General features: G+C 73.0%; 23 protein-coding genes and 1 pseudogene. 11 read left to right on the top strand and 13 right to left on the bottom strand.

What is annotated here, in order from left to right:
- Window positions 1-7: 7 nt before the first annotated feature.
- Window positions 8-1,177 carry an FAD-dependent monooxygenase gene (locus ABD284_RS16685; RefSeq protein ID WP_344144410.1) on the top strand — a complete coding sequence of 390 codons (1,170 nt, stop codon included), beginning with the start codon at window positions 8-10 and terminating at the stop codon, window positions 1,175-1,177.
- Between the two features lie 94 nt (window positions 1,178-1,271).
- Here ABD284_RS16685 and ABD284_RS16680 read toward each other — a convergent pair whose 3' ends face one another.
- The 4 genes from ABD284_RS16680 to ABD284_RS16665 form a co-directional block, all read right to left on the bottom strand.
- Window positions 1,272-2,072: a succinate dehydrogenase/fumarate reductase iron-sulfur subunit gene (locus ABD284_RS16680; protein ID WP_344144408.1), complete on the bottom strand. Its 801-nt coding sequence runs from the start codon at window positions 2,070-2,072 to the stop codon at window positions 1,272-1,274.
- Window positions 2,069-4,006: a fumarate reductase/succinate dehydrogenase flavoprotein subunit gene (locus tag ABD284_RS16675; RefSeq protein ID WP_344144406.1), complete on the bottom strand. Its 1,938-nt coding sequence runs from the start codon at window positions 4,004-4,006 to the stop codon at window positions 2,069-2,071. The genes ABD284_RS16680 and ABD284_RS16675 overlap by 4 nt, the downstream gene beginning before the upstream one ends.
- A gap of 101 nt (window positions 4,007-4,107) precedes the next feature.
- Complete coding sequence (locus ABD284_RS16670; RefSeq protein WP_344144404.1) at window positions 4,108-4,926, bottom strand: hypothetical protein; 819 nt, start codon at window positions 4,924-4,926, stop codon at window positions 4,108-4,110.
- A gap of 393 nt (window positions 4,927-5,319) precedes the next feature.
- Complete coding sequence (locus ABD284_RS16665) at window positions 5,320-6,261, bottom strand: LysR family transcriptional regulator (protein WP_344144402.1); 942 nt, start codon at window positions 6,259-6,261, stop codon at window positions 5,320-5,322.
- A 79-nt stretch (window positions 6,262-6,340) separates the two neighbouring features.
- Between ABD284_RS16665 and ABD284_RS16660 the strand changes: the two genes are divergently transcribed.
- The 3 genes from ABD284_RS16660 to ABD284_RS16650 are packed head-to-tail and all read left to right on the top strand — an operon-like array spanning window position 6,341 to window position 9,729.
- On the top strand, window positions 6,341-7,042 hold the full coding sequence (locus tag ABD284_RS16660; protein ID WP_344144400.1) for a succinate dehydrogenase cytochrome b subunit: 702 nt from the start codon (window positions 6,341-6,343) through the stop codon (window positions 7,040-7,042).
- Window positions 7,043-8,983, top strand: a complete 1,941-nt coding sequence (locus ABD284_RS16655; RefSeq protein ID WP_344144398.1) for a fumarate reductase/succinate dehydrogenase flavoprotein subunit — start codon at window positions 7,043-7,045, stop codon at window positions 8,981-8,983.
- Window positions 8,980-9,729, top strand: coding sequence for a succinate dehydrogenase/fumarate reductase iron-sulfur subunit (locus tag ABD284_RS16650; protein WP_344144396.1), 750 nt, complete (start codon window positions 8,980-8,982; stop codon window positions 9,727-9,729). Before ABD284_RS16655 ends, ABD284_RS16650 begins: the two co-directional genes overlap by 4 nt.
- A 115-nt stretch (window positions 9,730-9,844) precedes the next feature.
- Here ABD284_RS16650 and ABD284_RS16645 read toward each other — a convergent pair whose 3' ends face one another.
- From ABD284_RS16645 to ABD284_RS16625, 5 genes are all read right to left on the bottom strand, one after another.
- Window positions 9,845-10,447, bottom strand: coding sequence for a TrmH family RNA methyltransferase (locus ABD284_RS16645; protein ID WP_344144614.1), 603 nt, complete (start codon window positions 10,445-10,447; stop codon window positions 9,845-9,847).
- A 79-nt stretch (window positions 10,448-10,526) separates the two neighbouring features.
- On the bottom strand, window positions 10,527-10,904 hold the full coding sequence (locus ABD284_RS16640) for a hypothetical protein (RefSeq protein ID WP_344144394.1): 378 nt from the start codon (window positions 10,902-10,904) through the stop codon (window positions 10,527-10,529).
- A 167-nt stretch (window positions 10,905-11,071) separates the two neighbouring features.
- On the bottom strand, window positions 11,072-11,824 hold the full coding sequence (locus ABD284_RS16635; RefSeq protein ID WP_344144392.1) for a class I SAM-dependent methyltransferase: 753 nt from the start codon (window positions 11,822-11,824) through the stop codon (window positions 11,072-11,074).
- 331 nt (window positions 11,825-12,155) lie between these two features.
- Window positions 12,156-12,551 (bottom strand): DUF3054 domain-containing protein, encoded by a 396-nt coding sequence (locus ABD284_RS16630; RefSeq protein ID WP_344144390.1) that lies wholly within the window; start codon window positions 12,549-12,551, stop codon window positions 12,156-12,158.
- 1,197 nt (window positions 12,552-13,748) lie between these two features.
- Window positions 13,749-15,983 (bottom strand): prolyl oligopeptidase family serine peptidase, encoded by a 2,235-nt coding sequence (locus ABD284_RS16625; protein WP_344144388.1) that lies wholly within the window; start codon window positions 15,981-15,983, stop codon window positions 13,749-13,751.
- Between the two features lie 117 nt (window positions 15,984-16,100).
- Between ABD284_RS16625 and mshB the strand changes: the two genes are divergently transcribed.
- Window positions 16,101-16,961 (top strand): N-acetyl-1-D-myo-inositol-2-amino-2-deoxy-alpha-D-glucopyranoside deacetylase, encoded by an 861-nt coding sequence (mshB, locus tag ABD284_RS16620; RefSeq protein ID WP_344144386.1) that lies wholly within the window; start codon window positions 16,101-16,103, stop codon window positions 16,959-16,961.
- Window positions 16,962-17,076: 115 nt separating this feature from the next.
- Window positions 17,077-17,535: a hypothetical protein gene (locus ABD284_RS16615; RefSeq protein ID WP_344144384.1), complete on the top strand. Its 459-nt coding sequence runs from the start codon at window positions 17,077-17,079 to the stop codon at window positions 17,533-17,535.
- Between the two features lie 31 nt (window positions 17,536-17,566).
- Here the strand turns inward: ABD284_RS16615 and ABD284_RS16610 are convergent, their stop codons facing one another.
- Together ABD284_RS16610 and ABD284_RS16605 are read right to left on the bottom strand one after the other, a co-directional pair.
- Entirely contained in the window at window positions 17,567-18,529 is a 963-nt protein-coding gene (locus tag ABD284_RS16610; protein ID WP_344144382.1) for a site-2 protease family protein, read from the bottom strand.
- 255 nt (window positions 18,530-18,784) lie between these two features.
- Window positions 18,785-20,119 carry a hypothetical protein gene (locus ABD284_RS16605; RefSeq protein ID WP_344144380.1) on the bottom strand — a complete coding sequence of 445 codons (1,335 nt, stop codon included), beginning with the start codon at window positions 20,117-20,119 and terminating at the stop codon, window positions 18,785-18,787.
- A gap of 525 nt (window positions 20,120-20,644) precedes the next feature.
- Between ABD284_RS16605 and fdxA the strand changes: the two genes are divergently transcribed.
- Entirely contained in the window at window positions 20,645-20,968 is a 324-nt protein-coding gene (gene fdxA, locus ABD284_RS16600; protein ID WP_344144612.1) for a ferredoxin, read from the top strand.
- A 184-nt stretch (window positions 20,969-21,152) separates the two neighbouring features.
- Entirely contained in the window at window positions 21,153-22,268 is a 1,116-nt protein-coding gene (gene dapC / locus ABD284_RS16595) for a succinyldiaminopimelate transaminase (RefSeq protein ID WP_344144611.1), read from the top strand.
- Between the two features lie 62 nt (window positions 22,269-22,330).
- Here the strand turns inward: dapC and ABD284_RS16590 are convergent, their stop codons facing one another.
- Window positions 22,331-23,194: a VldE C-terminal domain-containing protein gene (locus ABD284_RS16590; protein WP_344144377.1), complete on the bottom strand. Its 864-nt coding sequence runs from the start codon at window positions 23,192-23,194 to the stop codon at window positions 22,331-22,333.
- Between the two features lie 277 nt (window positions 23,195-23,471).
- On the opposite strand from ABD284_RS16590, the gene ABD284_RS16585 reads away from it, so the two are divergent.
- The 3 genes from ABD284_RS16585 (at window position 23,472) to ABD284_RS16575 (ending at window position 26,482) form a co-directional block, all read left to right on the top strand.
- Window positions 23,472-24,308, top strand: coding sequence for a 2,3,4,5-tetrahydropyridine-2,6-dicarboxylate N-succinyltransferase (locus ABD284_RS16585; RefSeq protein WP_344144374.1), 837 nt, complete (start codon window positions 23,472-23,474; stop codon window positions 24,306-24,308).
- 145 nt (window positions 24,309-24,453) lie between these two features.
- Entirely contained in the window at window positions 24,454-25,518 is a 1,065-nt protein-coding gene (gene dapE / locus ABD284_RS16580; RefSeq protein ID WP_344144371.1) for a succinyl-diaminopimelate desuccinylase, read from the top strand.
- Window positions 25,519-25,654: 136 nt separating this feature from the next.
- Window positions 25,655-26,482, top strand: a complete 828-nt coding sequence (locus tag ABD284_RS16575) for an LOG family protein (protein ID WP_344144369.1) — start codon at window positions 25,655-25,657, stop codon at window positions 26,480-26,482.
- Between the two features lie 313 nt (window positions 26,483-26,795).
- Here the strand turns inward: ABD284_RS16575 and ABD284_RS16570 are convergent.
- Window positions 26,796-26,997, bottom strand: a pseudogene (locus tag ABD284_RS16570) (IS982 family transposase); the annotation flags it as partial.

The raw sequence follows: 26,997 nt of genomic DNA, 5'->3' as shown, positions 1-26,997 counted from the left end.
GAGCCCTATGGCAGAGCCGCACGCCGTCGTCGTCGGAGGCGGTATCGGCGGGCTGTCCGCGGCGCTGGCCCTGCGCCGGGTCGGCTGGACGGTCACCGTCTGCGAGCGCGCCCCCGGCATCGAGCCCGCCGAGCTCGCCCTCGCGCTGGCCCCCAACGCGCTGCGCGCCCTCGACTCCCTCGACCTCGGCGAGGACGTCCGCAAGCACTCCGCGCAGCAGGGCGTCGCCGCCATCCGGCGCCGCGACGGCGCGTGGATCCTGCGCGTCTCGGCCGAGCGCACCCGCCGGCGGTTCGGCGACGCCGTGTGCGTCCTGCGCCGCGGCGAGTTGGCCGCGATGCTGCTGGAGCGGCTGCCCGGCTCCGCCGTGCACACCGCCGCCACGGTGACGGCGGTCGAGCCCGGCGACACGCGCCGCCCCGCCCGAGTCGCGACCGACGCAGGCGAGCACACCGCCGACCTGGTGGTGCTGGCCGACGGCGCGCGCTCGGCGCTGCGCACCGAGCTGTTCCTGGAGCACCCCGGCGCCGTCTACGCAGGCTTCGCCTGCTGGAGCGCGATCGTGCCCCGGCCCGAGCCCGCCATGGCCTTCGGTGAGAGCTGGGGGCGCGGCGGCGTGGCCGGGGTGCTGCCGCTCAGCGGCGACGCGGCGTTCTGCTACGCCACCGGCAACGTACCCGCGGGCGGGCGGAGCCCCGACGAGCACGCCCGGCTGGCCGAGCGGGTCGAGGGATGGCACGACCCGCTGCCGCGCCTGGCGGCCGCCGCCCGTCCGGAGTCGGTGGTGCGCACCGACGTGTGGCACGTCGACACCCCGCTGCCCGCCTACCACCGGGGCCGCGTCGCGCTGGTGGGCGACACCGCCCACGCCATGACCCCCAACCTGGGCCAGGGCGCCGCCCAGGCGCTGGAGGACGCGGTCGTGCTCGCCCGCCACATCAGCGGGTCGGTCGCCTACGTCCCCCGGGCGCTGCAGTCCTACTCCGACGCCCGGCTGGGCCGCACCTGCGCGCTCGTGCAGCGCTCCGCCCAGCTGGCCGAGGCGGTGCAGAGCGAGTCGCCGCTGGCGGCGCGGGTGCGCGACACCGCAGCCGCGGTGGTTGGCGCGGCCGCACCGACGCTGCTCGCCCGCTACACCCGCCCGGTCGGCGACTGGCGCTCACCCGGCCGGCTGTGACCGACCGGGGCGCCGCCGATCGGCGCGCGGAGCGCGGCAGGCGTCCCGCACCTCTGCCGCGGCGGGGGCCGCCCCGCGGCGGCCCCCGCTCCGGCTACTGCTCCGGTGCGGAGGAGGGCGTGCGGGTGTTGGGCGGCAGCGGGGTGTCGGCGCCCTTGCGCAGGCCGATCTTGGAGCCGAGCCACACCAGCGGGTCGTACTGCCGGTCGGCGACGCGCTCCTTCAGGGGGATCAGCGCGTTGTCGGTGATCTTGATGTTCTCCGGGCAGACCTCGGTGCAGCACTTGGTGATGTTGCAGTAGCCCAGCCCGAACTCCTCCTGGGAGATCTTGCGGCGGTCGGCGGTGTCCTCGGGGTGGAGCTCCAGCTCGGCGGCGCGCATGAGGAACCGGGGGCCGGAGAAGGCCTCCTTGTTCTCCTCGTGGTCGCGGATGACGTGGCACACGTCCTGGCACAGGAAGCACTCGATGCACTTGCGGAACTCCTGGGACCGCTGCACATCGGCCTGCGCCATCCGGAAGTCGCCGGGCTCGGTGCCCTCGGGCGGGGTGAACGACGGGATCTCCCGCGCCTTCTGGTAGTTGAAGGACACGTCGCACACCAGGTCGCGGATGACCGGGAAGGTGCGCATGGGCGTCACGGTGATGCTCTCGTCCGGTTCGAACGTGCTCATGCGCGCCATGCACGACAGGCGCGGGCGCCCGTTGATCTCCACCGAGCAGGAGCCGCACTTGCCCGCCTTGCAGTTCCAGCGCACGGCCAGGTCGGGTGTCTGCGTGGCCTGGAGGCGGTGCAGGACGTCGAGCACGACCTCGCCCTCGTTGACCTCGACCTCGTACTCGGCCAGGTCGCCTTCGCCACCGCCGCGCCAGACGTGGAACGTCCGCTTGGTCATTCGTTGTCCTCCTTCGCGGTCTCGGCGCCGTCGGACCGGTCCGCGGGGGGAAGTTCCTCCTCAGTGAGGTACTTGCCCAGCTCCTCGCGGTCGAACAGCTCCATCAGGTCGGGGCGCAGCGTGTCGAGCGGCTGGCGGCGCAGCCGGATGCGGTCCTCGCGCAGCGAGAGCACCAGGTTGCTCCGCCGCCACTCCGCCGACATCGCGGGGTGGTCGTCGCGGGTGTGGCCACCGCGCGACTCCTGGCGCTCCAGCGCGGCCCGGGCCACGGCCTCCGAGACCAGCAGCATGTTGCGCAGGTCGAGGGTCAGGTGCCATCCGGGGTTGTAGACGGTGTCGCCCTCCGCGCGCACCCCGGCCACGCGCTCGCGCAGCTTGTCCAGCGACTCCAGCGCCTGCTCCATCTCCGGACCGCGCCGGATGATGCCGACCAGGTCGTTCATGGTCTGCTGGATCTCCTGCTGCAGCTGGTAGGGGTTCTCGCCCGCCTCGTGCTCGAAGGGGGCGGCGGCCTCCGCGCCGAGGCGCTCGATCACGTCGGAGTCGACGGCGGGGCGCTCCTCGCCGAGGCCGTCGAGGTAGGAGGCCGCCCCCAGGCCGCAGCGGCGGCCGAACACCAGCAGGTCCGACAGCGAGTTGCCGCCCAGCCGGTTGGAGCCGTGCATGCCGCCGGCCACCTCGCCGGCGGCGAACAGGCCGGGCACCAGGGAGGCCCCGGTGTCCGGGTCGACCTCGACACCCCCCATAACGTAGTGGCAGGTGGGCCCGACCTCCATGGGGCCGGCGGTGATGTCGACGTCGGCCAGCTCCTTGAACTGGTGGTGCATCGACGGCAGCCGGCGCATGATCTCCTCGGCGGGCAGCCGGGTGGAGACGTCCAGGAACACCCCGCCGTGCGGCGAGCCGCGGCCCTGCTTGACCTCGTTGTTGATGGCCCGGGCGACCTCGTCGCGCGGCAGCAGCTCGGGCGGGCGCCGGTGGCTGGCGGGGTCGGCGTACCAGCCGTCGGCCTCCTCCTCGGACTCGGCGTAGTGGTCGCGGAACACGTCGGGCACGTAGTCGAACATGAAGCGGCGGCCCTCGGAGTTGCGCAGCACACCGCCGTCGCCGCGCACCGATTCGGTGACCAGGATGCCTTTCACCGACGGCGGCCAGACCATGCCGGTGGGGTGGAACTGCACGAACTCCATGTTCAGCAGCGTGGCCCCGGCGCGCAGCGCCAGCGCGTGGCCGTCGCCGGTGTACTCCCAGGAGTTGGAGGTGACCTTGAACGACCTGCCGATGCCGCCGGTGGCCAGGACGACCGCGGGAGCCTCGAAGACGAGGTAGTCGCCGGTCTCGCGGACGTAGCCGAAGGCGCCGGCGATGCGGGTGTCCTCACCGCCGGGCTCGCCGTCGAGCAGCAGCTCGGTGACGGTGGTCTCGGCGAACACCTTGAGCATGGCCTCGGGGTGGCCGAACTCGGCGGCGTCGGCCTGCTGGAGCTGGACCACGCGCTGCTGCAGGGTGCGGATCATCTCCAGGCCGGTGCGGTCGCCGACGTGGGCCAGCCGCGGATACTCGTGCCCGCCGAAGTTGCGCTGGCTGATGCGCCCCTGGGGCGTGCGGTCGAACAGGGCGCCCCAGTACTCCAGTTCCAGGATCCGCTCCGGCGCCTCCTTGGCGTGCAGCTCGGCCATGCGCGGGTTGTTCATGAACTTGCCGCCGCGGATGGTGTCGCGGAAGTGGATCTTCCAGTGGTCGCTGCTGTTGACGTTGCCCAGGGCCGCCGCGGCGCCGCCCTCGGCCATGACGGTGTGGGCCTTGCCGAAGAGGGACTTGGAGATGACGGCGGTCCTCTTGCCCTGCTGTCGGGCCTCGATCGCGGCGCGCAGGCCCGCGCCGCCGGCGCCGATCACGACGACGTCGTAGCTGTGCCGTGTTGTCTCGGACATCTTCCTGACTTTCGTTGCGCCGGTTCCGGCGTGGTCGCGCTCGGGCGCCTGGAGTGCCGGATACCCGCGGTTGGGGGCTGCCTAATGCGGACTCTCGGGTGCTAGCCGAAGATCCGCGGGTCGGTGATGGTCCCGCTCGCGACCAGCGCCACGTAGAGGTCGGCGAGTACCAGCGATCCCAGCGTGATCCAGGCCCACGTCATGTGCCGGGTGTTCAGCCGCGAGATCTGCGTCCACATCCAGTAGCGCACGGGCTTGCCGCCGAAGCTGTTCAGCCGTCCGCCGAAGACGTGCCGGCAGGAGTGGCAGCTGAGCGTGTAGGCCCACAGCAGCACCACGTTGGCGATGAGGACCAGGTTGCCGAGCCCGACCCCGAACCCGTCCGCGAGGCCGCCGTAGAGCGCGAGCCCCGCGTCGTAGGTGTTGATGAGGGAGATGACGACGGCGATGTAGAAGAAGTAGCGGTGCAGGTTCTGGCCGATCATCGGGAACCGGGACTCGCCGGTGTAGCGGCCGTGCGGCTCGCGCACGGCGCAGGCGGTGGGGGCCTGCCAGAACGCGCGGTAATAGGCCTTGCGGTAGTAGTAGCAGGTGAAGCGGAACAGCAGCAGGAACGGCAGGCTGAACAGCGCGTAGGGCAGGAACCAGGGGAACTCCCAGGGCAGGGTCCCGAAATGCGCTGATTCGGGCACGCAGGACGCCGACAGGCACGGCGAGTAGAACGGCGTCAGGTAGTGGTAGTCGGCCACCCAGTAGTTGTCCTGCTGCAGTACGCGGACCAGCCCGTAGACCAGGAACGCGGTCAGCCCCAGCACGGTCCACACCGGACCGGCCCACCAGCGGTCGGTGCGCAGGGTCCGTGCGGCGATGCGGGGGCGCTTGAGTCCGGCCCGCTCCGGCGGGGGAAGCGTCGATGTCATTTCGCTGCGTCTCCATCTTGGCGCGGGCGGCCCCGTCGATGGCGGAGCGCGGGGCTCGGGCCGCTCCCGCAGCCGTCTGATCAGGCAGTGCGGACGGGTTAGGGAAGCCACGTTAGGCCGCAGCGATCACGAATTCAGCTCGAAAATTACCCGAAATGAATGTGAAAAATGCCACGCCGCGTATTCGCGGGTGGCTGGTTTGCGGAGAAGTGGGGCTGTGTGAGGCCCTTTGGGTTTAAGTGAATTTTGTGAAATATGAAGGCATGTGCCCGTTATGTGAAAGTAAGCCGAGCCTTCATGAACAGAATTTATCGCATATCCGCGCCGCCGGTGGGACGCGGCGCGCCGGGGTGGGGCGCCCGCCCGCGTCCGCCGCGCCGTCGGGGCTTTCGATCAGGGGTGCAGCGGCGCGATGACCTCCAGGTCCTCGCCGAGGTCGTCGCGGGTGAGGTGCGTCAGGTAGGCCATGAGGTGCCGACGGAAGGCCCGCGCGGTGTGCGAGGGGTCGACGTCCTTGCGGTGGGCCAGCGCGATGGTGCGCAGCAGGCGGGGCTGGGCCAGCGGCGTGCCCCGCAGCCCGGGCCGGTTCTTCAGCACCATGCTGGGCACCACCGCGATGCCCAGGCCCGCCTCAACGAAGCGCAGCACCGCGTCCATCTCGCCGCCCTCGACCGCGAGCCGCGGCTCGAAGCCCGCGGCGCGGCAGGCGTGCAGCGTCGCCTCGCGCACGTCGTAGCCGTGCCGGAACATCACCAGCGGACGGTCGCGCAAATCGGTCATGCGCATCGACGCGCGCTGCGTGGGCGGCGGCGCGTCGGCCGCGTGCACCACGACCAGGTTCTCCCGCAGGATCGGGGTGGTCACGAACGCCGGGTCGCTGCTCTGCAGGGGCAGGATGATCAGCGCCAGGTCCAGCTCGCCGCGGCCCAGGGCGCGGATGAGGTCCCGCGACCCGCTCTCCTCGACCTGCAGCTCGACTCCGGGGAACCGGTCGTGGAAGCCCGCGAGCGCCTCGGCGAGCAGCCCGGCGCACAGCGAGGGCGTGGCGCCCAGCCGCAGCCGCCCGCGCCGCATCCCGGCGAGCTGCTGCACCTCGTGGCGCGCCGTCTCGGTGTCGGCGACGATGCGCTGGGCCAGCGGCAGGAGCGCTTCGCCGGCGGGCGTGAGTGTGATATTTCCCCGCGCCCTGCTGAACAGGGAGGCGCCCAGCTCTTCCTCCAGGTTGCGGATCTGGCGGCTCAGGCTGGGCTGGGCGACGTGCGAAACCTCGGCTGCGCGGGTGAAATGGCGCGTCTCGGCCACGGCGAGGAAATACGCCAGCTGCTGGAACTGCATGACCATAGCCTACGGCTATCGACACCAGCACTCTCATGACTTAGACGTTGTTCTTTATCAAGTCTTAAAGTGACGAGTTGTGGCGAACAGTACCCTGACCAAGCAGCGATCGGAGGCACTCGGCTCCACGGTGGCCCTGAAGTCCGCGATGGCGGTCACCGGTGTGATCCTCGTGCTCTTCCTGATTGCGCACATGTACGGCAACCTCAACGTGTTCGCGGGCCGGCAGGCCTTCGACAACTACTCCCACCACCTGCGCGAGCTGGGCGAGCCCATGCTGCCCCACGGGGGCTTCCTGTGGATCATGCGCGTGGTGCTGCTGGCGAGCGTCCTCATCCACACCTACGCGGCGGTCGTGCTGTGGCGGCGCGCCGACCGCGCCCGCCCGGTGCGCTACCAGGTCACCAAGCGCGTGCAGCGCAGCTACTCCTCCTACACGATGCGCTACGGCGGCATCGGCATCGCGCTGTTCGTGGTGTTCCACGTGCTGCACCTGACGACCAACACCATCCACCCGGGAGGCCCCTCGGACAGCCCGTACGAGCGGATGGTCTCCGGTTTCCAGCCGGAGTTCTGGTACGTCACCCTGTTCTACGTGGCCGCCGTGCTCGCCGTGGGCCTCCACCTCCGGCACGGGATCTGGAGTGCGCTGACCACGCTCGGCGCCAACCGGCAGAGCCGGCAGCGCTCGCTGAACATCATCGCGACCGTGATCGCGGCGGGCCTGACGATCGGCTTCCTGCTCACGCCGCTCTCCGTGACCTTCGGGCTGGTGGGATAAATGAAGGACCTCTACATCGAAGGCGACGAAATCCGCGACGAGAAGGCGCCTGCGGGACCCGTCGCCGAGCGCTGGGACAAGCGCCGCTTCTCCGCGAAGCTCGTCAACCCCGCCAACCGCCGCAAGCTGTCGGTCATCATCGTCGGCACCGGCCTCGCCGGCGCCTCGGCGGCCGCCACGCTGGGCGAGGCCGGGTACAACGTGAAGTCGTTCTGCTACCAGGACAGCCCGCGGCGTGCGCACAGCATCGCCGCGCAGGGCGGCATCAACGCGGCCAAGAACTACCGCAACGACGGCGACAGCATCTACCGGCTGTTCTACGACACCGTCAAGGGCGGCGACTTCCGCTCGCGCGAGTCCAACGTCTACCGGCTCTCCCAGGTCAGCGTCGAGATCATCGACCAGTGCGTGGCCCAGGGCGTGCCGTTCGCGCGCGAGTACGGCGGCCTGCTCGACAACCGCTCCTTCGGCGGCGTCCAGGTCTCGCGGACCTTCTACGCCCGCGGGCAGACCGGGCAGCAGCTGCTCATCGGCGCCTACCAGGCCCTTGAGCGCCAGGTCCAGGCCGGCACGGTGGAGATGAACACCCGCCACGAGATGCTGGAGCTGATCGTCGTCGACGGCCGGGCGCGCGGCATCGTCGCCCGCGACATGGTCACCGGCGAGATCGAGACGCACTTCGCCGACGCCGTCGTCCTGTCCTCCGGCGGCTACGGCAACGTGTTCTACCTCTCGACCAACGCCATGGGGTGCAACGTCACCGCGACCTGGCGGGCGCACCGCAAGGGCGCGCACTTCGCCAACCCCTGCTACACCCAGATCCATCCCACCTGCATCCCCGTCAGCGGCGACTACCAGTCCAAGCTGACGCTGATGAGCGAGTCGCTGCGCAACGACGGCCGCATCTGGGTGCCCAAGGAGGCCGGCGACAAGCGCGACCCGCGCGAGATCCCGGAGGACGAGCGCGACTACTACCTGGAGCGCATCTACCCCGCCTTCGGCAACCTGGTGCCGCGCGACATCGCCTCGCGCGCCGCCAAGAACGTCTGCGACGAGGGACGCGGCGTGGGCCCGGGCGGACTGGGCGTCTACCTGGACTTCGCCGACGCGATCAAGCGCATGGGCCGCCCGGCGGTCGAGGCCAAGTACGGCAACCTCTTCGACATGTACCAGCGCATCACCGGCGAGAACCCCTACGAGGTTCCGATGCGCATCTACCCGGCCGTGCACTACACCATGGGCGGACTGTGGGTCGACTACGACCTGCAGAGCAGCATCCCGGGCCTGTTCGTGACCGGTGAGGCCAACTTCTCCGACCACGGCGCCAACCGGCTGGGCGCCAGCGCCCTGATGCAGGGCCTGGCCGACGGCTACTTCGTGCTGCCCAACACCATCAACGACTACCTCGCCGCCGGCCCCTTCGAGAAGGTCGACGAGAGCTCCCCGGAGGTCGAGGAGGCGGCCGCGGCGGTGCGCGCGCGCATCGACAAGCTCCTCTCGATCAACGGGGACCGCACCGTGGACTCCTTCCACAAGGAGCTCGGCCACATCATGTGGGACTACTGCGGAATGGAGCGCAGCGAGGAGGGCCTGCGCAAGGCCGTCGAGCGCATCCGCGAGCTGCGCGAGGAGTTCTGGCAGAACGTCCGCGTGCTGGGTACCAACGAGGAGCTGAACCAGTCGCTGGAGAAGGCCGGCCGCGTCGCCGACTTCTTCGAGCTGGCCGAACTGATGTGCATCGACGCGATGCACCGCAGGGAGTCCTGCGGCGGGCACTTCCGCGCCGAGAGCCAGACCGAGGACGGCGAGGCGCTGCGCCACGACGACGAGTTCGCCTACGTCGCCGCGTGGGAGTTCGGCGGGACGGGCGAGCCGCCCGTCCTGCACAAGGAACCCCTGGAGTACGAGTACGTCGAGATGAAGCAGCGGAGCTACAAGTGAACATCACCCTGCGCGTTTGGCGCCAGAAGGGCCCCGACGACAAGGGTCGGATGGTCACCTACAAGGTGGAGGACGTCTCCGAGGACATGTCCTTCCTGGAGATGCTGGACGTCCTCAACGAGAAGCTCATCCTCGAGGGCGAGGAGCCGGTGGCCTTCGACCACGACTGCCGCGAGGGGATCTGCGGCGCCTGCGGCGTCGTGATCGACGGCGAGGCCCACGGTCCCGAGACCACCACGACCTGCCAGCTGCACATGCGCAGCTTCTCCGACGGCGACACCATCACGGTGGAGCCGTGGCGGGCCAAGGCGTTCCCGGTCATCAAGGACCTGGTCGTGGACCGCGGCTCCTTCGACCGGATCATCCAGGCCGGCGGCTACGTCAGCGCGCCGACCGGCACCGCGCCCGACGCCCACGCCATGCCGGTGCCCAAGGCCGACGCCGACCGCGCGTTCGACGCGGCGACCTGCATCGGCTGCGGCGCGTGCGTGGCCGCCTGCCCCAACGCCTCCGGCATGCTGTTCACCGCGGCCAAGGTCACCCACCTGGGCATGCTGCCGCAGGGCCAGCCCGAGCGGGAGGCCCGCGTCGTCCAGATGGTGAACCAGCACGACGCGGAGGACTTCGGCGGCTGCACCAACATCGGCGAGTGCGCCGCGGTGTGCCCCAAGGGCATCCCGCTGGACACGATCTCCCAGCTCAACCGCGACCTGCTGGGTTCGCTGACCAGCAGCAGGTCCGAGTAGCGGCGGGGACCGACGCATCCGGGGGCCGTTCCGCGCGCAGCGGGGCGGTCCCCGATCGCGTCCGCGCCCGTCCGCGGGACCGGCCGGGAGGGCGCCCGCGCGGGTGCGGGAGCGCTCAGGGCCGCTGCTGGAAGACGTGTGCCCGGACCCAGGCGTGCATGGCGATCGCGGCCGCCGCGCCCGCGTTGACCGAGCGGGTGGACCCGTACTGCCCGATGGACAGCACCGCCTCGCACACGGCCCGCGCCTCCGCCGAAAGCCCGGGGCCCTCCTGGCCGAAGACCAGCACGCACGCGCGCGGCAGCGGGTAGGTCTCCAGCGGCACCGCGCCCGGCAGGTTGTCGACGCCGACGAGGGGCAGCCCGCGCTCCCGCGCCCAGGCGACCAGGCCGGAGGTGTCGGTGTGGTGGTGGACGTGCTGGTAGCGCTCGGTCACCATGGCGCCGCGGCGGTTCCAGCGGCGCCGGCCCACGATGTGCACGGCCTCTGCGGCGAACGCGTTCGCCGTGCGCACCACCGAGCCGATGTTGAAGTCGTGTTCCCAGTTCTCCACGGCCACGTGGAAGGGGTGGCGCCGGGTGTCGAGGTCGGCGACGATCGCCTCGCGGCGCCAATACCGGTAGCGGTCCACGACGTTGCGGCGGTCGCCCTCGGCCAGCAGTTCGGGGTCGTAGTGGTCGCCCTCGGGCCAGGGCCCCCGCCACGGGCCCACACCGATTTCGTGCGGGTCGCGGCTCCCGCCGCGGGTGTCGGGGTCTGCGGAGTCGGGAGGGGCCTGGTCGGTCACGCGCCCCAGCTTAGGGGCGGTCGAAGCGCACACCGCCGTGGATGTCGCGGGCCTGGACCACGGTTCCGCTGACGCCGCCCTGCACCGTGTTGACCACCCCGCCCTCGGCGGCGCCGAAGTGTGGGCGCAGCTCCTCGGTGAGCCTGCCGATCGCGGGGTCGGAGGCGGCGGCGGAGTCCAGGTGCCCCGCGAGCGCCTCGACGGCCTCGCCGTCCTCGTTGTCGATCTGCGCGGCCTCCAGGGCCCCGCGCGCCTCCGGATCGTCGCGGAAGCGCTCGATGACGGCCTTGCGCAGACCGCGCAGAGCGGATACGGCCTGCTCGGTCATCGGTTCCACGGCCTTGCCGGCTACGGCGGCGGCGATGGCGATGAGCACCTGGTCGACCACAGGGCCCTCCCGGGCGTCGGCGGATGAGCGGGAAGCGTTTCGGTGCCCCATACTCTCGGACCGGCGCCCGCGCCGCCAGGGTTCGCCGGTACCGGCCGCGCCCCCGGGCAGCGGCGCGCGCGGGAGGGAGCGCCCTCCCGCGCGGCGCTTCGAGCCGGATGCGGGGGTCACCGGCGGGACGTGTAGCGGCTCGCGACGCGCCTGGCCTTGCGGCGGACGCGGCGGACGGTCTCGCGGGGTGAGGCCACCCGGCGGTACTCGGCCATGCGCTGGCCGCGGGGGTGGCCCCACTCGCCGATGCTGCGGAACCGCCAGCCCGCCACGTTGGCAGCCCAGGCGAGCTCCTCGGGCCGGTACTGGAAGGGGTCCTTCTCGGGGTAGCGCTTGCGGTGCGGCTTGTCGAACGGCTCGTCGGCGGGGGCCTCGAAGTAGGTGGCGTAGAACCGCCCGCCGGGCGGCATGACCTTGGCCACCCGGTACAGGCACAGCCGGATGTGGTTGAGCGGCAGGTGGGTGAACACCGACTGGGCGAGCGCGAAGTCGAACCTGACCCCGAAGTCGCAGGCGAACCGCGACGTCACCCGCAGGTTGTCGGCGGGCAGGCGCTCGCTCAGGCCGACGGCGGGCAGCTCGTGCTCCAGCCCGGCCTTGACCAGCGCGGGGTCGACGTCGATGCCGTAGTAGTTGCCCGGGTTCAGGTGCCGGATGAAGTGGATGCCGCCGCGCAGGGAGCCGCACCCGACGTCGAGCAGCGTGGAATCAGGAGTGAGCCCCTGTTCGACGAGGAACTTGTACTGCAGTCGGCCGATCTCGTCCCAGTAGGCGCCCACCCGCTTGCGGTGCGCGCCGGAGGCGATCTCCTCCGGCGTGTACTCCTCGATCTGGCCGTACTTGTTGATGGCGCCCATCGGGTTGGGCATTGTGACCCCTTCCGTCGGCGGACCGGGCCGCGTTCAGCACGCGATTCGGCTGGTCGCCTCAGCGCCCGGGGGGACGCGTGCCGGCCGACGCGGCGGCCCGAAATCTGGGAATTCGCTGTGAATCCTGAGTGTAGGCTGAGCGCGCAACCGCTCGCGCGGTTCCCGCGAATCCCTTTCGGCTCAGGAGGCTCAGGCCTTTCGGGCGCCGCGGCGGTGCCGGGGTGGGGACGCGGCATCGCGTCGCCGCGTGCGGACACGAGTGACCGCCCCCGGCGGCTCGCACGGGGGCGGGTACGGAGGAGGCGCAGGGTGCGGCCCCAGCCGCGCGCTCCTAGTCGGCGGGGGTGTCCGCGGCGGCGGGGGTGCGCCGGCGGCGGAGCAGGGCGGCCAGGGCGCGCCAGCCCAGGAGGGTGACGCCCAGGAAGACCGCCGTCACGACGACGAACGAGAAGGGGGCGTCTTCACCGGTGGCCTCGCGCAGCTGCATCGCTCCGCCCACCGTGATCAGCAGCACGAGCCAGCCGGTCGACACCACGGCCTTCGGGTTGCGCCACGGCCGCCACGGCAGCACCGCCAGCCATCCCGCGACGAGCGCGGCGGCGAAGGGCCCGAACGTGAGCGCCACGCCGGTCGGCGTCAGGCCTTCCGCGTGGTTGACGCGCCCGACGACCACGAACGCGAGCACTAAGGCGGCGTCGAGCAGGAGGGCCGACAGGACATAGCGCATGGCCACATTCTAGGGACGGCGAGCCGCCCTCCCGCCCGCGTGCGGCGGCGCGAAGGCGGCCCGGAAGGCCCGGGGAGCCGGCCGGCGTACGGGGGAATGGATGCGGGTGGGATACGCCGACCGGCCTCGCGCACCCGGGCGTTGCGATGCGCGAGACTCCGGCGCCCCTGTCGGCACCGGAGTGCTCGTGAAGCCGCTGGGTCGGCGGGGCGCCGCGTGCGCACCGCCTCCGGTGCCCTGCTCGGTGCCCCTGCGACATATCGGTCCGATTCCGGCTATTGCCACATACCGACGAGCCTCAGCGGCAGCTTAGCCCGTGCGTGGGTTCGGCCCGAACGCATGGGGCGCCGGATCCCCGCCCACAGCGGCGTTCCGGCCTCCCGCGCCGGCCCCCGCGCCGGGTCCGAACGTGACGCCCAGCTCGTCGTGCGCGGCATCCGGGACGCCGGGGGCGAACGCCTCGCCGAGGCGGGCGCGGAGCCGCTCCGCGGCGGAGCGCGCGACCGGCTCCGTCCGGGATGCGGCCGCCGTGCCCTCAGCGGTCGGCGCGGCCGGACCGGGGGTGTGCCGCGGCGCCGCGTGCGCCGAGCCGGGCGAGCCCGCGGAGACGGACACGTCCTGCGGAACGGGGGTGTGGTCGGCGGTCGTCGCGGCACCGGCGACGACGAGGCCGAGGGCGACGGCTGCGCTGCCGAACGCCATGGCACAGGGGGACTTGCGCACTGCTGTTCTTCCAGGGGTAGCGGGGTGGCGGGCCCCGCCGACGAGCGGGGACTCAGCGGGGGCCCGCCGGCGGCAGGCGGTCGCACGCAAGGAGGGGGACACAAGACCGCCGTGCCCGCCCACCGACTTTCGGCGAGCGCCCGAAACCCTAGGTCATAGCCGGCTGCCGCGACAGTTGGCGGAGCGCTCCCGCCGTCACCCCACGTCGCCCCCTGCGGCGGCACAGGGCGGGGCGCGCGGCGCCCGGGAGCCGGAGGGGAGCCGGGAGTGGCTCCGCGGCCGCATGAGTGCGCAGTGCAGGCCGATACAACCGGTTACCCACAGTCGCTGCAGCACCCGGAATTGGCCGGATTCGGCCACGCGGATGCGCCAACCCGAGGTCGGGTAGCGCGTCCCCGGAGCGGGGCGGGTAGGGCTCCCGCAACGGACCGGATGGCCCTACCCGCCCGGGCGCCGCCGGACGAGAAGCGGCGGTTATGAGTCCGCGCCGGCGCCCAGCGACCGGTGCAGGAACTCCACCTGAAGCAGCAGCAGGTTCTCCGCCGTGGTCTCCTCGGAGGCCATGTGGGTGATGCCCGACAGCGGTAGCACCGTATGGGCCCGCCCCGCCGCCAGCAGCGCCGACGACAGCCGCTGCGTGTGGGCGAAGACCACGTTGTCGTCGGCCAGGCCGTGGATGAGCATCAGCGGGCGTTTCGGCTCGGCCCAGCCCTCCAGGGCGCAGGAGCGCGCGTAGGCCTCCGGCCGGCCCTGCGGCGTACCCAGGTAGCGCTCCGTGTAGTGGGTGTCGTACAGGCTGAAGTCGGTGACCGGGGCGCCCGCCACCGCCGCGTGGAAGACCTCGGGCCGGCGCAGCACCGCCAGGGACGCCAGGTAGCCGCCGAAGGACCAGCCGCGGATCGCGACCCGGTCCAGGTCCAGGCAGCCGAAGCGGGCGGCCGCATCGTGCAGCGCCGAGACCTGGTCCTCCAGCACCGGCCCCGCCAGGTCGCCGTCGACCGCCTGCTCCCACTCGACGCTGATACCGGGTGTGCCGCGCCCGTCGGCGATCACCACCGCGAACCCCTGGTCGGCGAACCACTGCGACGTCAGGTAGGCGCCGCGGGTGCGCAGCACCCGCTGGGCGTGCGGTCCCCCGTAGGGGTCCATCAGCACGGGGAGGCGGGCAGCGGATCCCTCGGCGTCCGGGTCGTACCAGGACGGCAGCACCAGCGCCGCGGGCACGCCCCGTTCGCCCGCCGACCAGAAGCGCACGTTGGGCGCCGGCAGGTCGGGTGCCAGGGCGAGGCTCTCGACCTCGCCCGCGACCTCCGGCCCGCCGCCGGACGCCGACCCGCGCAGCAGCAGCGTGCGCACGCCGTCGGCGTCCATGCCTCGGCGCTGGACGACCAGCGTGTCGCCGCCGAGCCTGCCCGAGAGCACGGCGCCCTCCGCATCCGGGCGGCGGCCGCCGGCGGCCGCAGGCGGCACCTCGACAGCGGAGGTCTCGCCGGTGGCCGTGTCCAGCAGCCACAGCCCCACCTCGCCGGGCCGTCCGTCCGGCGAAGCCGAGTAGAGGACCCGGTCGCCGTCGACGTCGGCCACACCCCGCAGGTAGGCGCCGTCCGGCGGGCCCGCCTCGCGGCCGCCCACCAGCAGGGCGCGCCGCCCGTCCCGCTCGCGGCGCCCGATCCACACTGATTCGCCGCTCGCGGTGAAGGTCGGCACCCCCGGCATGATCTCGACCCACGTTCCGTCGGTCTCGGAGAGCTCGCGGCTCGCCTTTCCCGTGAGCGGATCGGCCCGGAACAGGGACAGCGTGCGCTGGTCGCGGCTTTGCGCGGTGAACACGACCTCGGCGGGCTCATCGGGGCGGGAGGCGTCGGCGGGGCCGCTGCCGGCGCCGCGGCACGTCCAACCGGCGCGGGCGAGGTAGGGCAGCTCCTCACGGTCCCACTCGATCCAGCGCGGCTCGGCGGGGCCGTGCCCGCCGAGGCTCAGCACCGCCAGCCGCACATCGGCGTTGGGCGTGCCCGCCGCCGGGTAGGCCACGGTCTGCGCCGCGGCGGCGGGGTTGGCGGGGTCGCTGATGGTCCACCGGGCGACCGGCGAGTCGTCCACGCGCGCCGCCAGCACCGCCGAGCCGTCGGGCGCCCACCACAGGCCCCGGTAGCGGCTCATCTCCTCGGCGGCGACGAACTCCGCCAACCCCCACGCGACCCCGTCGCCGTCCGGCTCGGCCAGCACGCGGTCGCCGCCGCCGTCGAGCCCGACGACGTGCAGCGCGCCACCGCTGACGTAGGCCGCGGCGTCGCCCGTGGGCGAGACCGCCGGGTCCACGACCGGCGCGACCGCGGCCGCGACCTCGCGCGGGGCGCCCCCGCCCGCGAGATCGGCCGTGTACAGCCGCCCTGAGAGCGTGAAGACGGCGCGGGTGAAGTCCGCGTCGACGGTGTAGGAGACGATGCCCGCGCCGGTCTCGCGCAGCCGCTCGCGGCGGGCGCGCTCCTCGGCGGGCAGGTCCTCGTCGTCGGCGCCGATGGTGCGCGGATCGGCCACCACGCGCTCCGCCGCCTCGTCGAGGTCGCGTATCCACAGGCACGTCGCGGCGTCCTCGCCGTCCCTGCCGCGCAGGAAGGCGACGCGCCTGCCGTCCGGTGAGATCTGGAACGCGCGCGGGACGCCGATGGTGAATCGCCGTGTGCGGGCCTGTTGCCGGGGAAAGCTCATGCCTCGATTGTGGCGCATCGGCCGCGGGGCGGCCCTCCGACGCTGTCCGCGGAGCGCGTGCGGACGTGCCGGGCGCAGTGCCGTGCACAGGGCCGCGACCGGGGTATCGTCCAGACCATGACAGATCGGCGACTGCTGCTGGTGCACGCCCATCCCGACGACGAGTCCATCGTCACCGGCGCGACCATGGCCAAGTACGCCGCTGAAGGCGTCGAGGTCACGCTGGTGACGTGCACGCGCGGCGAAGAGGGCGAGATCATCCCGCCCGAGCTCGCGCACCTGGGCTCCGACCGCGACGACACCCTCGGCGAGCACCGGGTCGGCGAGCTGGACAAGGCCTGCCTCGCGATGGGGGTGCGCGACCACCGCTTCCTCGGCGGCCCCGGCCGCTACCGCGACTCCGGGATGATGGGCGCCGCCACCAACCAGCGGCGCGGCTGCTTCTGGCAGGCCGACGCGGAGGAGGCCGCGCACCTGCTGGCCCAGGTCATCCGCGAGGTGCGCCCGCAGGTCGTCGTGACCTACGACGACAACGGCGGCTACGGCCACCCCGACCACATCCAGGCGCACCGCGTCGCCGTGCGCGCGTTCGAGCGGGCCGCCGAGCGGGCCCTGCCCGGTACGCCCTGGCAGACACGCAAGCTCTACGCCGTCGCCCAGCCCAGGTCGGTGATCGAGGAGTCGGTCGAGCGGCTGCGCAGTGCTCCCGGCCCGTTCACGGCGCCCGCGACCGCGTCCGACATCGCGCCGGGCACCCCCGACCGCCTCGTCACGGCGCGCATCGACGCCTCGGCGCACTGGCCGGCCAAGGTGCTGGCGATGCGCGCGCACGCCACCCAGATCAGCGTCGACGGCGAGCTGTTCGCGCTCTCCAACGGGACCGCCCAGGAGATCCAGGCGGTGGAGTACTTCACCCAGCTCGCCGGTCCGGTGGCGCGCCGGGGGCCCAACGGCTACGAGTCCGACCTGTTCGCCTGACCGGTCGACCCGCCGCCCGCGCCGGTGCCCGGCCGCCCGTCGGGCCCGCGCCCGCCGCGCGTCCGCCCCGTCGACTACGACCACGACCACGAGCACGCCAGGAGGACCTCCCGCCGTGACCGCACAGCAGCAGCCGCCCCCGCCCCGGCCGGGTGCCGCCGCCGAGGGCCGCACGGGCGCGGTGGAGCGGATCGCCGATCCGGTCGTGACCGGACTGGGCTACACGGTGCTGCTCGCCGCGGGAGCGGCGGTCGGATTCGGCGGCTCGGTCCTCGCCGGGTGGCTGTCCTACCTGTGGGTGGCGGGCCCGGCCGGGCAGGCGGTTGCCGCGGTGGCGCTGGTGGCCGTGCTGGCCGCGCTCTTCGCCGGCTGCCGAGGGGCGGGCTGGGGGATGGGCTCGCGGCTGGGCGCCCTGCTGCCGGCGCTGGGCTGGGCGGCCGCCGTGTTCTCGCTGATCGCGGTGACCTCCGGCGGCGACATCGTGCTGACCTCGACCGTGATCGACTACTGCTACCTCTTCGGCGGTCTCACCGCGGTCGGCATCGCCGCCGTGGTGACCGAGCCCGGCCACTGAGGCCGCGCCGGGCACCGCGCCGGCACCGGTGTCAGGACGCCCAGAACCGCAGCAGCACCTCGCCGAACCCGACGTCCACCTGCGGCATTCCCAGGCCCGCGAACACCTGCGTCATCGCCCGCGGCACCTCGACGTTGACCTGCGGCACCCACAGCACCGCGAACACCGCGATGACCCCGAAGAGCGACCACGGGCGCACCCGCTCGGCGATCCTGCCGGGCAGGTACGGCGCGACGACGCCGAAGCCGTCCATGCCGGGAATCGGCAGCAGGTTGAGCACCGCCGCGGTCAGGTTGAGATAGCACAGGTACATCAGCCCGCCGAGCATCCAGTTGTCGGTGAACATGCCGGCGGGTACCAGGACGGCGACGGCGGCGGCCGCCGCGGCGGCCAGCACGAGGTTGACGGCGATCCCCGCGGCGGCGACCAGGCTGCGCCGGGCCCGGCTCGGCACGGCGGCGTCGTCCAGGTAGGTCGCGGGGCCCGGCAGGCCGATCCCGCCCAGCAGGAGGAACGCCACCGGCAGCAGCAGGCTGGAGAACAGCTCGCGGAAGCGGAGCGGGTTGAGCCGCAGGTAGCCGCCGCCGCGCAGCGCCCGGTCGCCGAAGCGGTAGGCGAGCGCGGCGTGCCCGTACTCGTGCAGGACCAGCGAGACGATCCACCCGGTCAGGATGAACACGAAGGGCAGGTACACCCGCGAGTCGTCGCCGGTCCAGTCGACCTCGGCACGCGTCCAGGAGAACCATCCGGCCAGTCCGGCGATCCCCAGCAGCAGCACGAAGACCGGGCTGGGCAGCAGGTCGGCCGCCGACCGCCCGGTGGCCGGCGCGGGAGTGCCGGGGGAGCCCGCGTCCGCGTGCTCCGCGCCGGCCTCGCCGCCGTCCCGCCCCTCGGCCGCCTCCTCGGGCGCGCCGTGGCCCCCGGTGGTGGCCGCGGCGGCGTCTGGCCGCGGTGCGGCGTCTTCTTCCCGGTCGGTGGGCTCAGGCGCGGGCATGGTGCTCCAGCTCGTCGGATAACGGATGTCAACAGGCCGGCGGCGGGCCGCGCGGGTCGCGATCGGCGAGTCGCGCGGCGCCGGGGGCGCGGTGCGCGGGGGATCGGCGGCGGCGCGCCGTCATCCAGGCTAGGCGCACCTGCCCGGACCTGCGCACCGGGTCGCCGAGCGCGCCGCCCGCCCGCTGTGCGCCGGGCGGGCGCGGGGGCGCACCCGCGTGCGACGCTCGCTGGGGACGGACCCGTCGAACACGCCCTAAAGCGAGGTCGGGGGAGTGGTCGCCGAGATGTGCATGGCGGTGAGGGAGAACGCGTGCCCGGCTTTGGTGAGCTGGTGGCTGCCGCCCTCGCCCAGCAGGTCGCCGCCCACGACGAAGCCGAGCGTCTCCAGCAGCCAGGTGACCGTGATCAGCACCGAGCCCACCTGCTGGGTGTCGGGCAGTCGGCTGGAGGCCTCGCTGCCCCAGCCGGAGTCGGCGAGCACCAGGCGGGCCTCTTCGGCGATGTCGCCGCAGGTGCCGCGGGCGTGGCTGCCGGTCGAGCGCGACGAGAAGGACAGCAGCAGCCCGAGCAGGGTCTCGGTGGCGGCCTGGGCGAACCCGTCGGTGTCGAGCACGCTCTCGGCCACAGCGCGCCACAGCGCCTCGGTGTCGTCGTGCAGCATCCGCCCGCGCCGGGTGAGCACGAGGCGCCGGCCCGACTTGCGCACCGCCCGCATGGTGCGCAGCAGCTTGTGCAGCGCGATGAGCTGGGTGGAGTCGGTCTCGCTGCGCGGCGGCGAGGGAGAGGTGTCCCAGCCGAACTCGGCGCAGAGCTCGCGCACCACGCTGGGCGAGATGTAGCCGATCTGGGTGAGCCCGATGCCGTCGTCGGCGTAGTCCAGCAGCCGCACCACCGGCGCCAGCGCGGCCGCGGCGTCGGGCGGGGTCTCGGCGCCGCTGATGAGCTGTCCCAGCAGCGGCCACAGCCGCTGGCGGTGCGGGTGCGAGGGGGAGGACAGCCAGGCGCGCACCCGCTCCTCGCGCACGCGGTCGAGCCTGCTGCGCCCCTGCGGGTCGGGCTGGGTCAGAAACGCCCGCGTGCGCTGCTGCTGGGTGTTGCGCCAGGCGGGCGTCCCCGGCCGCAGCTCCTCCAGCGCGACGGCGAGCTCCAATGACGCCGAGGTGGCCTGGTAGGCCGCGATCTCGGCCGAGCCGAGCGTGCTGCCCCAGGTCAGCTCGGGAAGGTCGGGCGGCTCGACGCCGGAGGCGCGCATCGCCCGGCGGTAGGCCTGGTGGCCGGAGTCGTGGCTGACCCGGTGGTTCTCCAGGATCTCGCGGGTGGTGCCGGAGGTGCAGATGGCGGCGTAGCGGTCCAGGCCGAGCAGGGAGAACAGGCGGCCCAGCGAGCGGGCGGCGAACGCCCGCTCGGCGGAGTCGGCGGAGAAGCGCACCGGCAGCACGTACCAGCAGAACTCCTGGACGGAGTGCTGGGTGAGCGCTTCGAGGTTGCGGCCGTCGGTGAGGGTGGAGAGCGCGGTTTCGGCGACCTGGGCGGCACGGCTGTCGGAGCGGGCGAGCTGGGCGAGGGCGGAAGCGACGGTCTCCTGCATGGCGTGGACTCGCCACCTCCCCCTTCAACATCGGCGTCCGGCGGGCACCGCGGGGAGCGCCCGCGGTGCGGCTCGCGCGCGGCGGGCCGCTAGCCGTCCGTCGTCGGCCTCTCGGCCCCCCGCCTGCGTGTGGGCGGTCGTTGCGGCACGATACGGCTTCCTGCGACGTCCTCGGCGGTGACCTCTGTCACATTTCCGTCGCGTCGGCGCAGTCGCAGCAGGCCGTCCTGCCAGGACTCCAGTACCCCGACGATATCCCGGAACCCGCCGCCGGACAGCCGCAGGCGCACAGTGGCGCGCCGACCGATGTCGCCAGGGGTCAGCTCCTGGCGCATGCGCGGGCCTGGACCCATGGGATCGACCCCCAATTACGCGGAAAAGCCCGGTGGGCGCAATACTGGAGACTGCGAATCGTGTGTCAGATGCCCGGCGGTCCCGCTCCGGACTCCCGGCATCGCCCAGGCTATGTGACAGCGAAGACACTTACGCGCGGTCAACGTGGCGAAGACCGAAGAGGAGTACGACGTGACCTACGTCATCGCGCAGCCCTGCGTCGATGTGCTCGACAAGGCGTGCATCGAGGAGTGCCCCGTCGACTGCATCTACGAGGGCAAGCGCATGCTCTACATCCACCCGGACGAGTGCGTCGACTGCGGCGCCTGCGAGCCGGTGTGCCCTGTGGAGGCCATCTACTACGAGGACGACCTTCCGGAGCAGTGGTCGGAGTACTACAAGGCCAACGTCGAGTTCTTCGACGAGATCGGCTCTCCCGGCGGCGCTTCCAAGGTCGGCCAGCTCGACACCGACCACCCCGTGGTCGCCAAGCTGCCCCCGCAGGCAGAGGAGTAGGGCGCGGACTCCGGCAGGCCGCGCGCGCGGCGGTCCGCCCTTCGACCGGGCGGGCCGCCGGCAGCGGGCCGCCCGCCTGCCGGACCCGCCCGCTCGCCGGAAGCCGGAGCCCGCCGCGCCGCGGCGGCGGTGCGTCATGTGACCGGTCCCCACCCGGGCCGGCGATGATCGAGGGATGGACACCATGGCCGATCGCAGGCGAGTGGCAGACCGGCTGCCGACCTTCCCGTGGGACCGCCTGGCCCCGCACAAGGCGACAGCGGAGGCCCATCCCGACGGGGCGGTGGACCTGTCGGTCGGCACCCCGGTCGACTCGGTGCCCGAGCGCGTGCGCGAGGCGCTCGCCGCGGCCTCCGACTCCCCGGGCTATCCCGCCACCTACGGCACGCCGCAGCTGCGCGCGGCGGCTGCCGACTGGCTGGGGCGCTGCCACGGGGTGAGCGTGGACCCCGCGGCCGTCCTGCCCTCGCTGGGCTCCAAGGAGTTCGTGGCCTGGCTGCCGACCCTGCTGGGCCTGGGCGAGGGCGACACCGTGGTCCACCCCGAGCTCGCCTACCCCACCTACGACGTCGGCATCCGCATGTCCGGCGCCGCACCCGTCGCCTCCGACGGCCTCACCGCGCTCGGGCCCGCACCCGTGCGGCTGGTGTGGGTCAACTCCCCGGCCAACCCGACCGGCCGCGTGCTGGGCGTCGAGCACCTGCGCAAGGTCGTCGCCTGGGCGCGCGAGCGCGGCGCCGTGGTCGCCTCCGACGAGTGCTACATCGGCCTGGGCTGGGAGGGCGGCGACCCCGTCTCGGTGCTGCACCCCGACGTGTGCGGCGGCTCCCACGAAGGGCTGATCGCGCTGCACTCGCTGTCCAAGCGCTCCAACCTCGCCGGCTACCGCGCGGCGTTCGCCGCCGGCGACCAGGCGCTCGTCGACGAGCTGCTGGCGGTGCGCAAGCACGCCGGCATGATCATGCCCGGCCCGGTCCAGGCGGCCATGCGCGCCGCGCTGGACGACGACGACCACGCCCGCGAGCAGAAGGACCGCTACGCCGCCCGCCGCACGGCGCTGCGCGGCGCGCTGGAGGCCGCGGGCTGGCGGATCACCCACTCCGAGGCCGGGCTGTACCTGTGGGCGGCCCACCCCGAGCACGACGCCTGGGGCTCGGTGGCGCTGCTCGCCGAGCACGGCGTCCTCGTGGCGCCCGGCGACTTCTACGGCCCGGCGGGCGCCGGGCACGTGCGGGTGGCCTTCACCGCCACCGACGAGCGCGTCGAAGCGGCGGCCAAGCGCCTGCGCGCCCTGGCCTGACCCCGGGCCGGCGGGCCGGGCGGCCCGCCGGCCGAAACGCGGTCGCAGGAGACCTAGGAGACCTAGGAGGCCGAGGAGAGCGCGATCTCGCCGCGCGGCGCGGCGTCGGGGACCGTCTGCCAGCCCTTCTCCCCCGCGTCGACGCGCCACCGCTGGTCCTGGTAGGTCACCGAGCTGATGCCGTACTTCCCGGCGTTGGCCACCGCCCACTGCGCCATCGCCCAGCCCAGGTCGCCCGTCTGGTAGGAGCCGCCGGGCGGGATCGCGCCGGGGTCCTCGCCGAAGACGCGGACCATCTCCTCGCGTGCGGCGTCCAGGTCGGCCTTGCCCACCCCGTCGGGCAGCACGCACGCGACCGTGGGCCCCGACGCCCCGGTGAACGCCTCGGCCATCTGGCGGGCCACGGGCTCGTGCTGGTCGTAGGCGAAGCCGTCGGCGCTGCGCTGCACGGCCTGGGCCGCTTCATAGACCGGCATGTCGGTGTAGCCGTCGATCTCGGTGAGCTTGTCGTAGAAGGCCCCGCTCGCATACACGGGATCCATCAGCTGGTCGGGCTCTCCCCACTTCTGCGAGGGCCGCTGCTGGAACAGCCCGACCGAGTCCCGGTCGCCGTACTCGATGTTGTAGAACTTGGACTCCTGCCAGACCGTGGCGTAGGCGATCACCACCGCCTGCCGGGGCAGGTCGCGCCGGAGCGCCACCCCGGCGATCGTCGCGGCGTTGGCGGCCTGTTCGGGTTCGAGGGAGTCGGTGTCGCCGTCGGCGGTGAACGTGCACTTGTCGACGGGCTCGGGTTCGTCGGCGACCTCCAGCGGCCGTACCGAGGAGATCACGTAGTACCCGCCGGCGACCAGCGCTCCGCAGACCACCGTGAGCGCGATGAGGATCTTGAAGAAGGCGGAGACCCTTCTGAGCTTTCGAGGCACAGGCAGACCGTAGTGGTTGGGGGCGCGGGCGGTGCAGCCGCGCGCCTCGGTTGGCAGGATCGACCCCGCGCGGTCCCGGGCGCGGCACCGGCCGCCGCGCGTCTCGAAGCCGGGGTCTTCACGCATAGTAAGGCGTAGGGGAAAACCGCGCCCGCGCGTGACGGAGCGTATCCGGGACTGTACGGCGCCTTAAGCCGCCGGATCCGCCGCGGCGATGGCGGTGCGGCCGCGTGCGCCGGGTTGGGGAGCGGGTCGGCCACCGGTAGGCTCCGTGGCCATGACCACCGCGTTCACCAGTCCGCTTCCCGAGGAGCTCGACGCCCTCTGGGAGCGCCGATCCGAACTGACCCCTGACCACACCGAGGCCCGCGACCTGATCGTGGGCGCGGTCGACGAGCTGGACACCGGCAAGGCCCGGGTCGCCTTCGTCGACGAGGCCACCGACCAGGTCGTCGTCGACGAGCGCGCCAAGCGCGCCATCCTGCTGAGCTTCCGCGTCCTCGGGATGCAGGAGGCCGCGGTCGGCGACTTCCACTACCACGACCGCATCCCGCTCAAGACGCGCCTGGACGGCGTGCGCGTGGTGCCCGGCGCCATCGCCCGCTGGGGCTCCTACCTGGCTCCCGGCGTCGTGCTTATGCCCTCCTTCACCAACTTCGGCGCCTGGGTCGGCTCGGGCACGATGGTCGACACCTGGGCCACCGTCGGCTCCTGCGCGCAGGTCGGCGAGAACGTGCACCTCTCCGGCGGGGTCGGGGTCGGCGGCGTCCTGGAGCCGCCGCAGGCGTCTCCCGTCGTCATCGAGGACGACGCGTTCCTCGGCTCGCGCAGCATGGTCGTCGAGGGTGCCCGCGTGCGCCGCGGCGCCAAACTCGGCGCGGGCACGATCCTGACCTCCTCCACCCGGGTCTTCGACGCCGAGTCCGGCGACGAGCTACCGCGCGGCGAGGCCCCCGCCTGGTCGGTGTGCGTCACCGCCAACCGGGTCAAGAGCTTCCCCGGCGGCGACTTCGGCATGCCGTGCCTGCTGGTGCTCAAGCGCCTGGAGGCCGGCCAGGAGCACGACAAGCTGGCGCTGAACGAGCTGCTGCGGGAGCACGGCGTCAACGCCTGAGCCCGATCCCGCGCCCCCGTACGCGTGCGGCACCGCGCCGCGAGCGGCCGGGCGCCTCCGGGGGACCGGCGCGGCGCACCGCCCGCGCGCACCCGCGGGTGCGCCGCGCCTTCCGCAGACCCGAGACGAACCGAAGGCAGCCGACATGCTGGATCTGACCGCCGACGTCCGCACGCTCACGGCCGAGCTCGTCGACACCGAATCCGTCAGCGGCGGCGAGCGCCCGCTCGCCGACGCCATCGAGACCGCCCTGAGCCGGCTGCCGCACCTCGCGGTCGAACGCGACGGAGACGCGGTCATCGCCCGCACCGAGCTGGGCCGGCGCCGCCGCGTGGTGCTCGCCGGGCACATCGACACCGTGCCCATCGTCGGCAACGTCCCCTCCAGCACGATGGACGGGCGGCTGTACGGCTGCGGCGCCTCGGACATGAAGAGCGGGGTGGCCGTCCAGCTCCGGCTCGCCGCCGCGGTGCCCGAGCCCGCGCACGACGTGACCTTCGTGTTCTACGATTGCGAGGAGGTCGACGCCGAGCGCAACGGCCTCCGCCGGCTGTCGCGCACCCGGCCCGACCGGCTGTGGGGCGACTTCGCGGTCCTGCTGGAGCCCACGGGCGGCGTCATCGAGGGCGGCTGCCAGGGGACGATGCGGGTGGAGGTCATCTCCCGAGGCGAGCGCGCACACAGCGCCCGCTCGTGGATGGGCAGCAACGCCATCCACGGCGCCGGACCGATCCTGGACGTGCTGCGCTCCTACACGCCGCGGCAGCCGGTGGTCGACGGGCTGGAGTACCACGAGGGCCTCAACGCGGTGTTCGTCTCCGGCGGCGTGGCCGGCAACGTCATCCCCGACGAGTGCACCGTCACCGTGAACTACCGGTTCGCGCCCGACATCACCTCCCTCGACGCCGAGCAGCACCTGCGCGAGCTGTTCGAGGACTTCGACGTCCGGGTGACCGACTCCGCGCCGCCGGCCCGGCCCGGGCTGGACGATCCCGCGGCGGCCGACTTCGTCTCGGCCGTGGGCGGCGGAGAGGTCCGCGCCAAGCTCGGCTGGACCGACGTCGCGCGGATGGCGGAGCTGGGCGTGCCGGCGGTCAACTACGGACCCGGCGACCCGACCCTGGCGCACACCCGCGACGAGTGGGTCGCGCTCGACGCGGTCGCCGAAGCGGAGGCGCGGATGGCCTCCTGGCTGTCCGGGACGGGCTGAGGAGCCGCACAGCCTTCCCCCGGGGCGGACGCGAGCCCGGTGCCGCCGGGGCCGACAGGCGGCGGTCCGATTGTGGTCGCCCGGGTGTGGCCTGGGATTCAGCATGGCGCTCGCCGAATCCGGATAGCGTTGCCGCATGACGGAACATCGGAAAACCCGCAGCGCGGGACCCCTCACCTACCGTGGAGACGCAATACCGGAGACGACGACCGATCAACGGCTGCTGGACCGGCGCGGACCGGCCGACTGGGTGCACACCGACCCCTGGCGCGTCCTGCGCATCCAGTCCGAGTTCGTCGAAGGGTTCGGACTGCTCTCCGAGGTCGGCCACGCGGTCAGCGTCTTCGGATCGGCCCGCACGAAGCCCGGAACCTCCTACTACGACCTCGGCCAGGAGATCGGCACCAAACTGGCCTCCTCCGGCTACGCCGTCATCACCGGCGGCGGGCCCGGCGTGATGGAGGCCGCGAACCGGGGGGCGCAGGACGCCGGCGGCACCTCGATCGGCCTCGGCATCGAGCTCCCGTTCGAACAGAGCCTCAACGACTTCATCGACATCGGCGTCACCTTCCGGTACTTCTTCGTGCGCAAGACCATGTTCGTTAAGTACTCGCAGGCGTTCGTCGTGCTGCCCGGCGGGTTCGGCACGCTGGACGAGCTGTTCGAGTCGATCACCCTGGTGCAGACCGGGAAGGTCACCCGGTTCCCCGTGGTGCTGGTCGGCACCGAGTTCTGGTCGGGACTGCGCGACTGGATCCGCAACACGCTCCTGGAGGAGGGGACGATCTCACCGGGCGACCCGGACCTGCTGCACCTGACCGACGATCCCGACGAGGTCGTCGAGATCGTCCGCAAGTCCCAGGTCGACCTCGCCCGCCGCGAGTTCGAGGCCGCGCGCGTGGCCGACGAGGCCGCGGACCTGCAGTCCGCGGAACGGGCCGCGGAGTCCTCCCGGGACGTGTGACGGGCGCCGCCGCGCGCGGGCCCGGGCGTCGGCGCGCACGCGCGTCCGCCGCCCGGGGCGCCGCCGCACCCGCCGCGCGGGTGCCGCCGCGCTGAGGCGTGTTCTGCGGGTCGCTGTCCTCCTGCGCGGTGTGCCGGCACCGCTCCCGCTGCCTTCTCGTTCGCCGGCGGGGGAGCCGCCCCGGCTCCTTCCTCGGCTCGGCGAGAGCGGCACCGGTTCCTTTCGCAGGGGCCCGCGCCGGAAGAACGCTTCGCGCCCGGGGCGCGGGGCGCACCTGCGTGCGCCGCCCGCTAGATGAGTGAGTCCGATGTCTTCAGTGGTCGTAGGCGATCAGCGACCGTTTGACGGGTGCGTCGGTCTCCCAGTTGTGGCGGATCGCCGCAGCCAGGGGCCAGCAGCCGCTGTCCGGTGCGGGCATAGACTCCGGCCGGGGTGCGCCCGCCGTGGGACTCCAGGCCGAGTTGGCCCTTGAGGGTGTCGATGACGGCTTCGATCCACTGGCGGAACCGGGCCAG

The organism is Streptomonospora arabica (genome assembly GCF_039531585.1).
Lineage (GTDB): Bacteria > Actinomycetota > Actinomycetes > Streptosporangiales > Streptosporangiaceae > Streptomonospora > Streptomonospora halophila.
The sequence above is the reverse complement of the archived record's forward strand: the minus strand, read 5'-3'. Positions and strand labels throughout refer to the sequence as shown.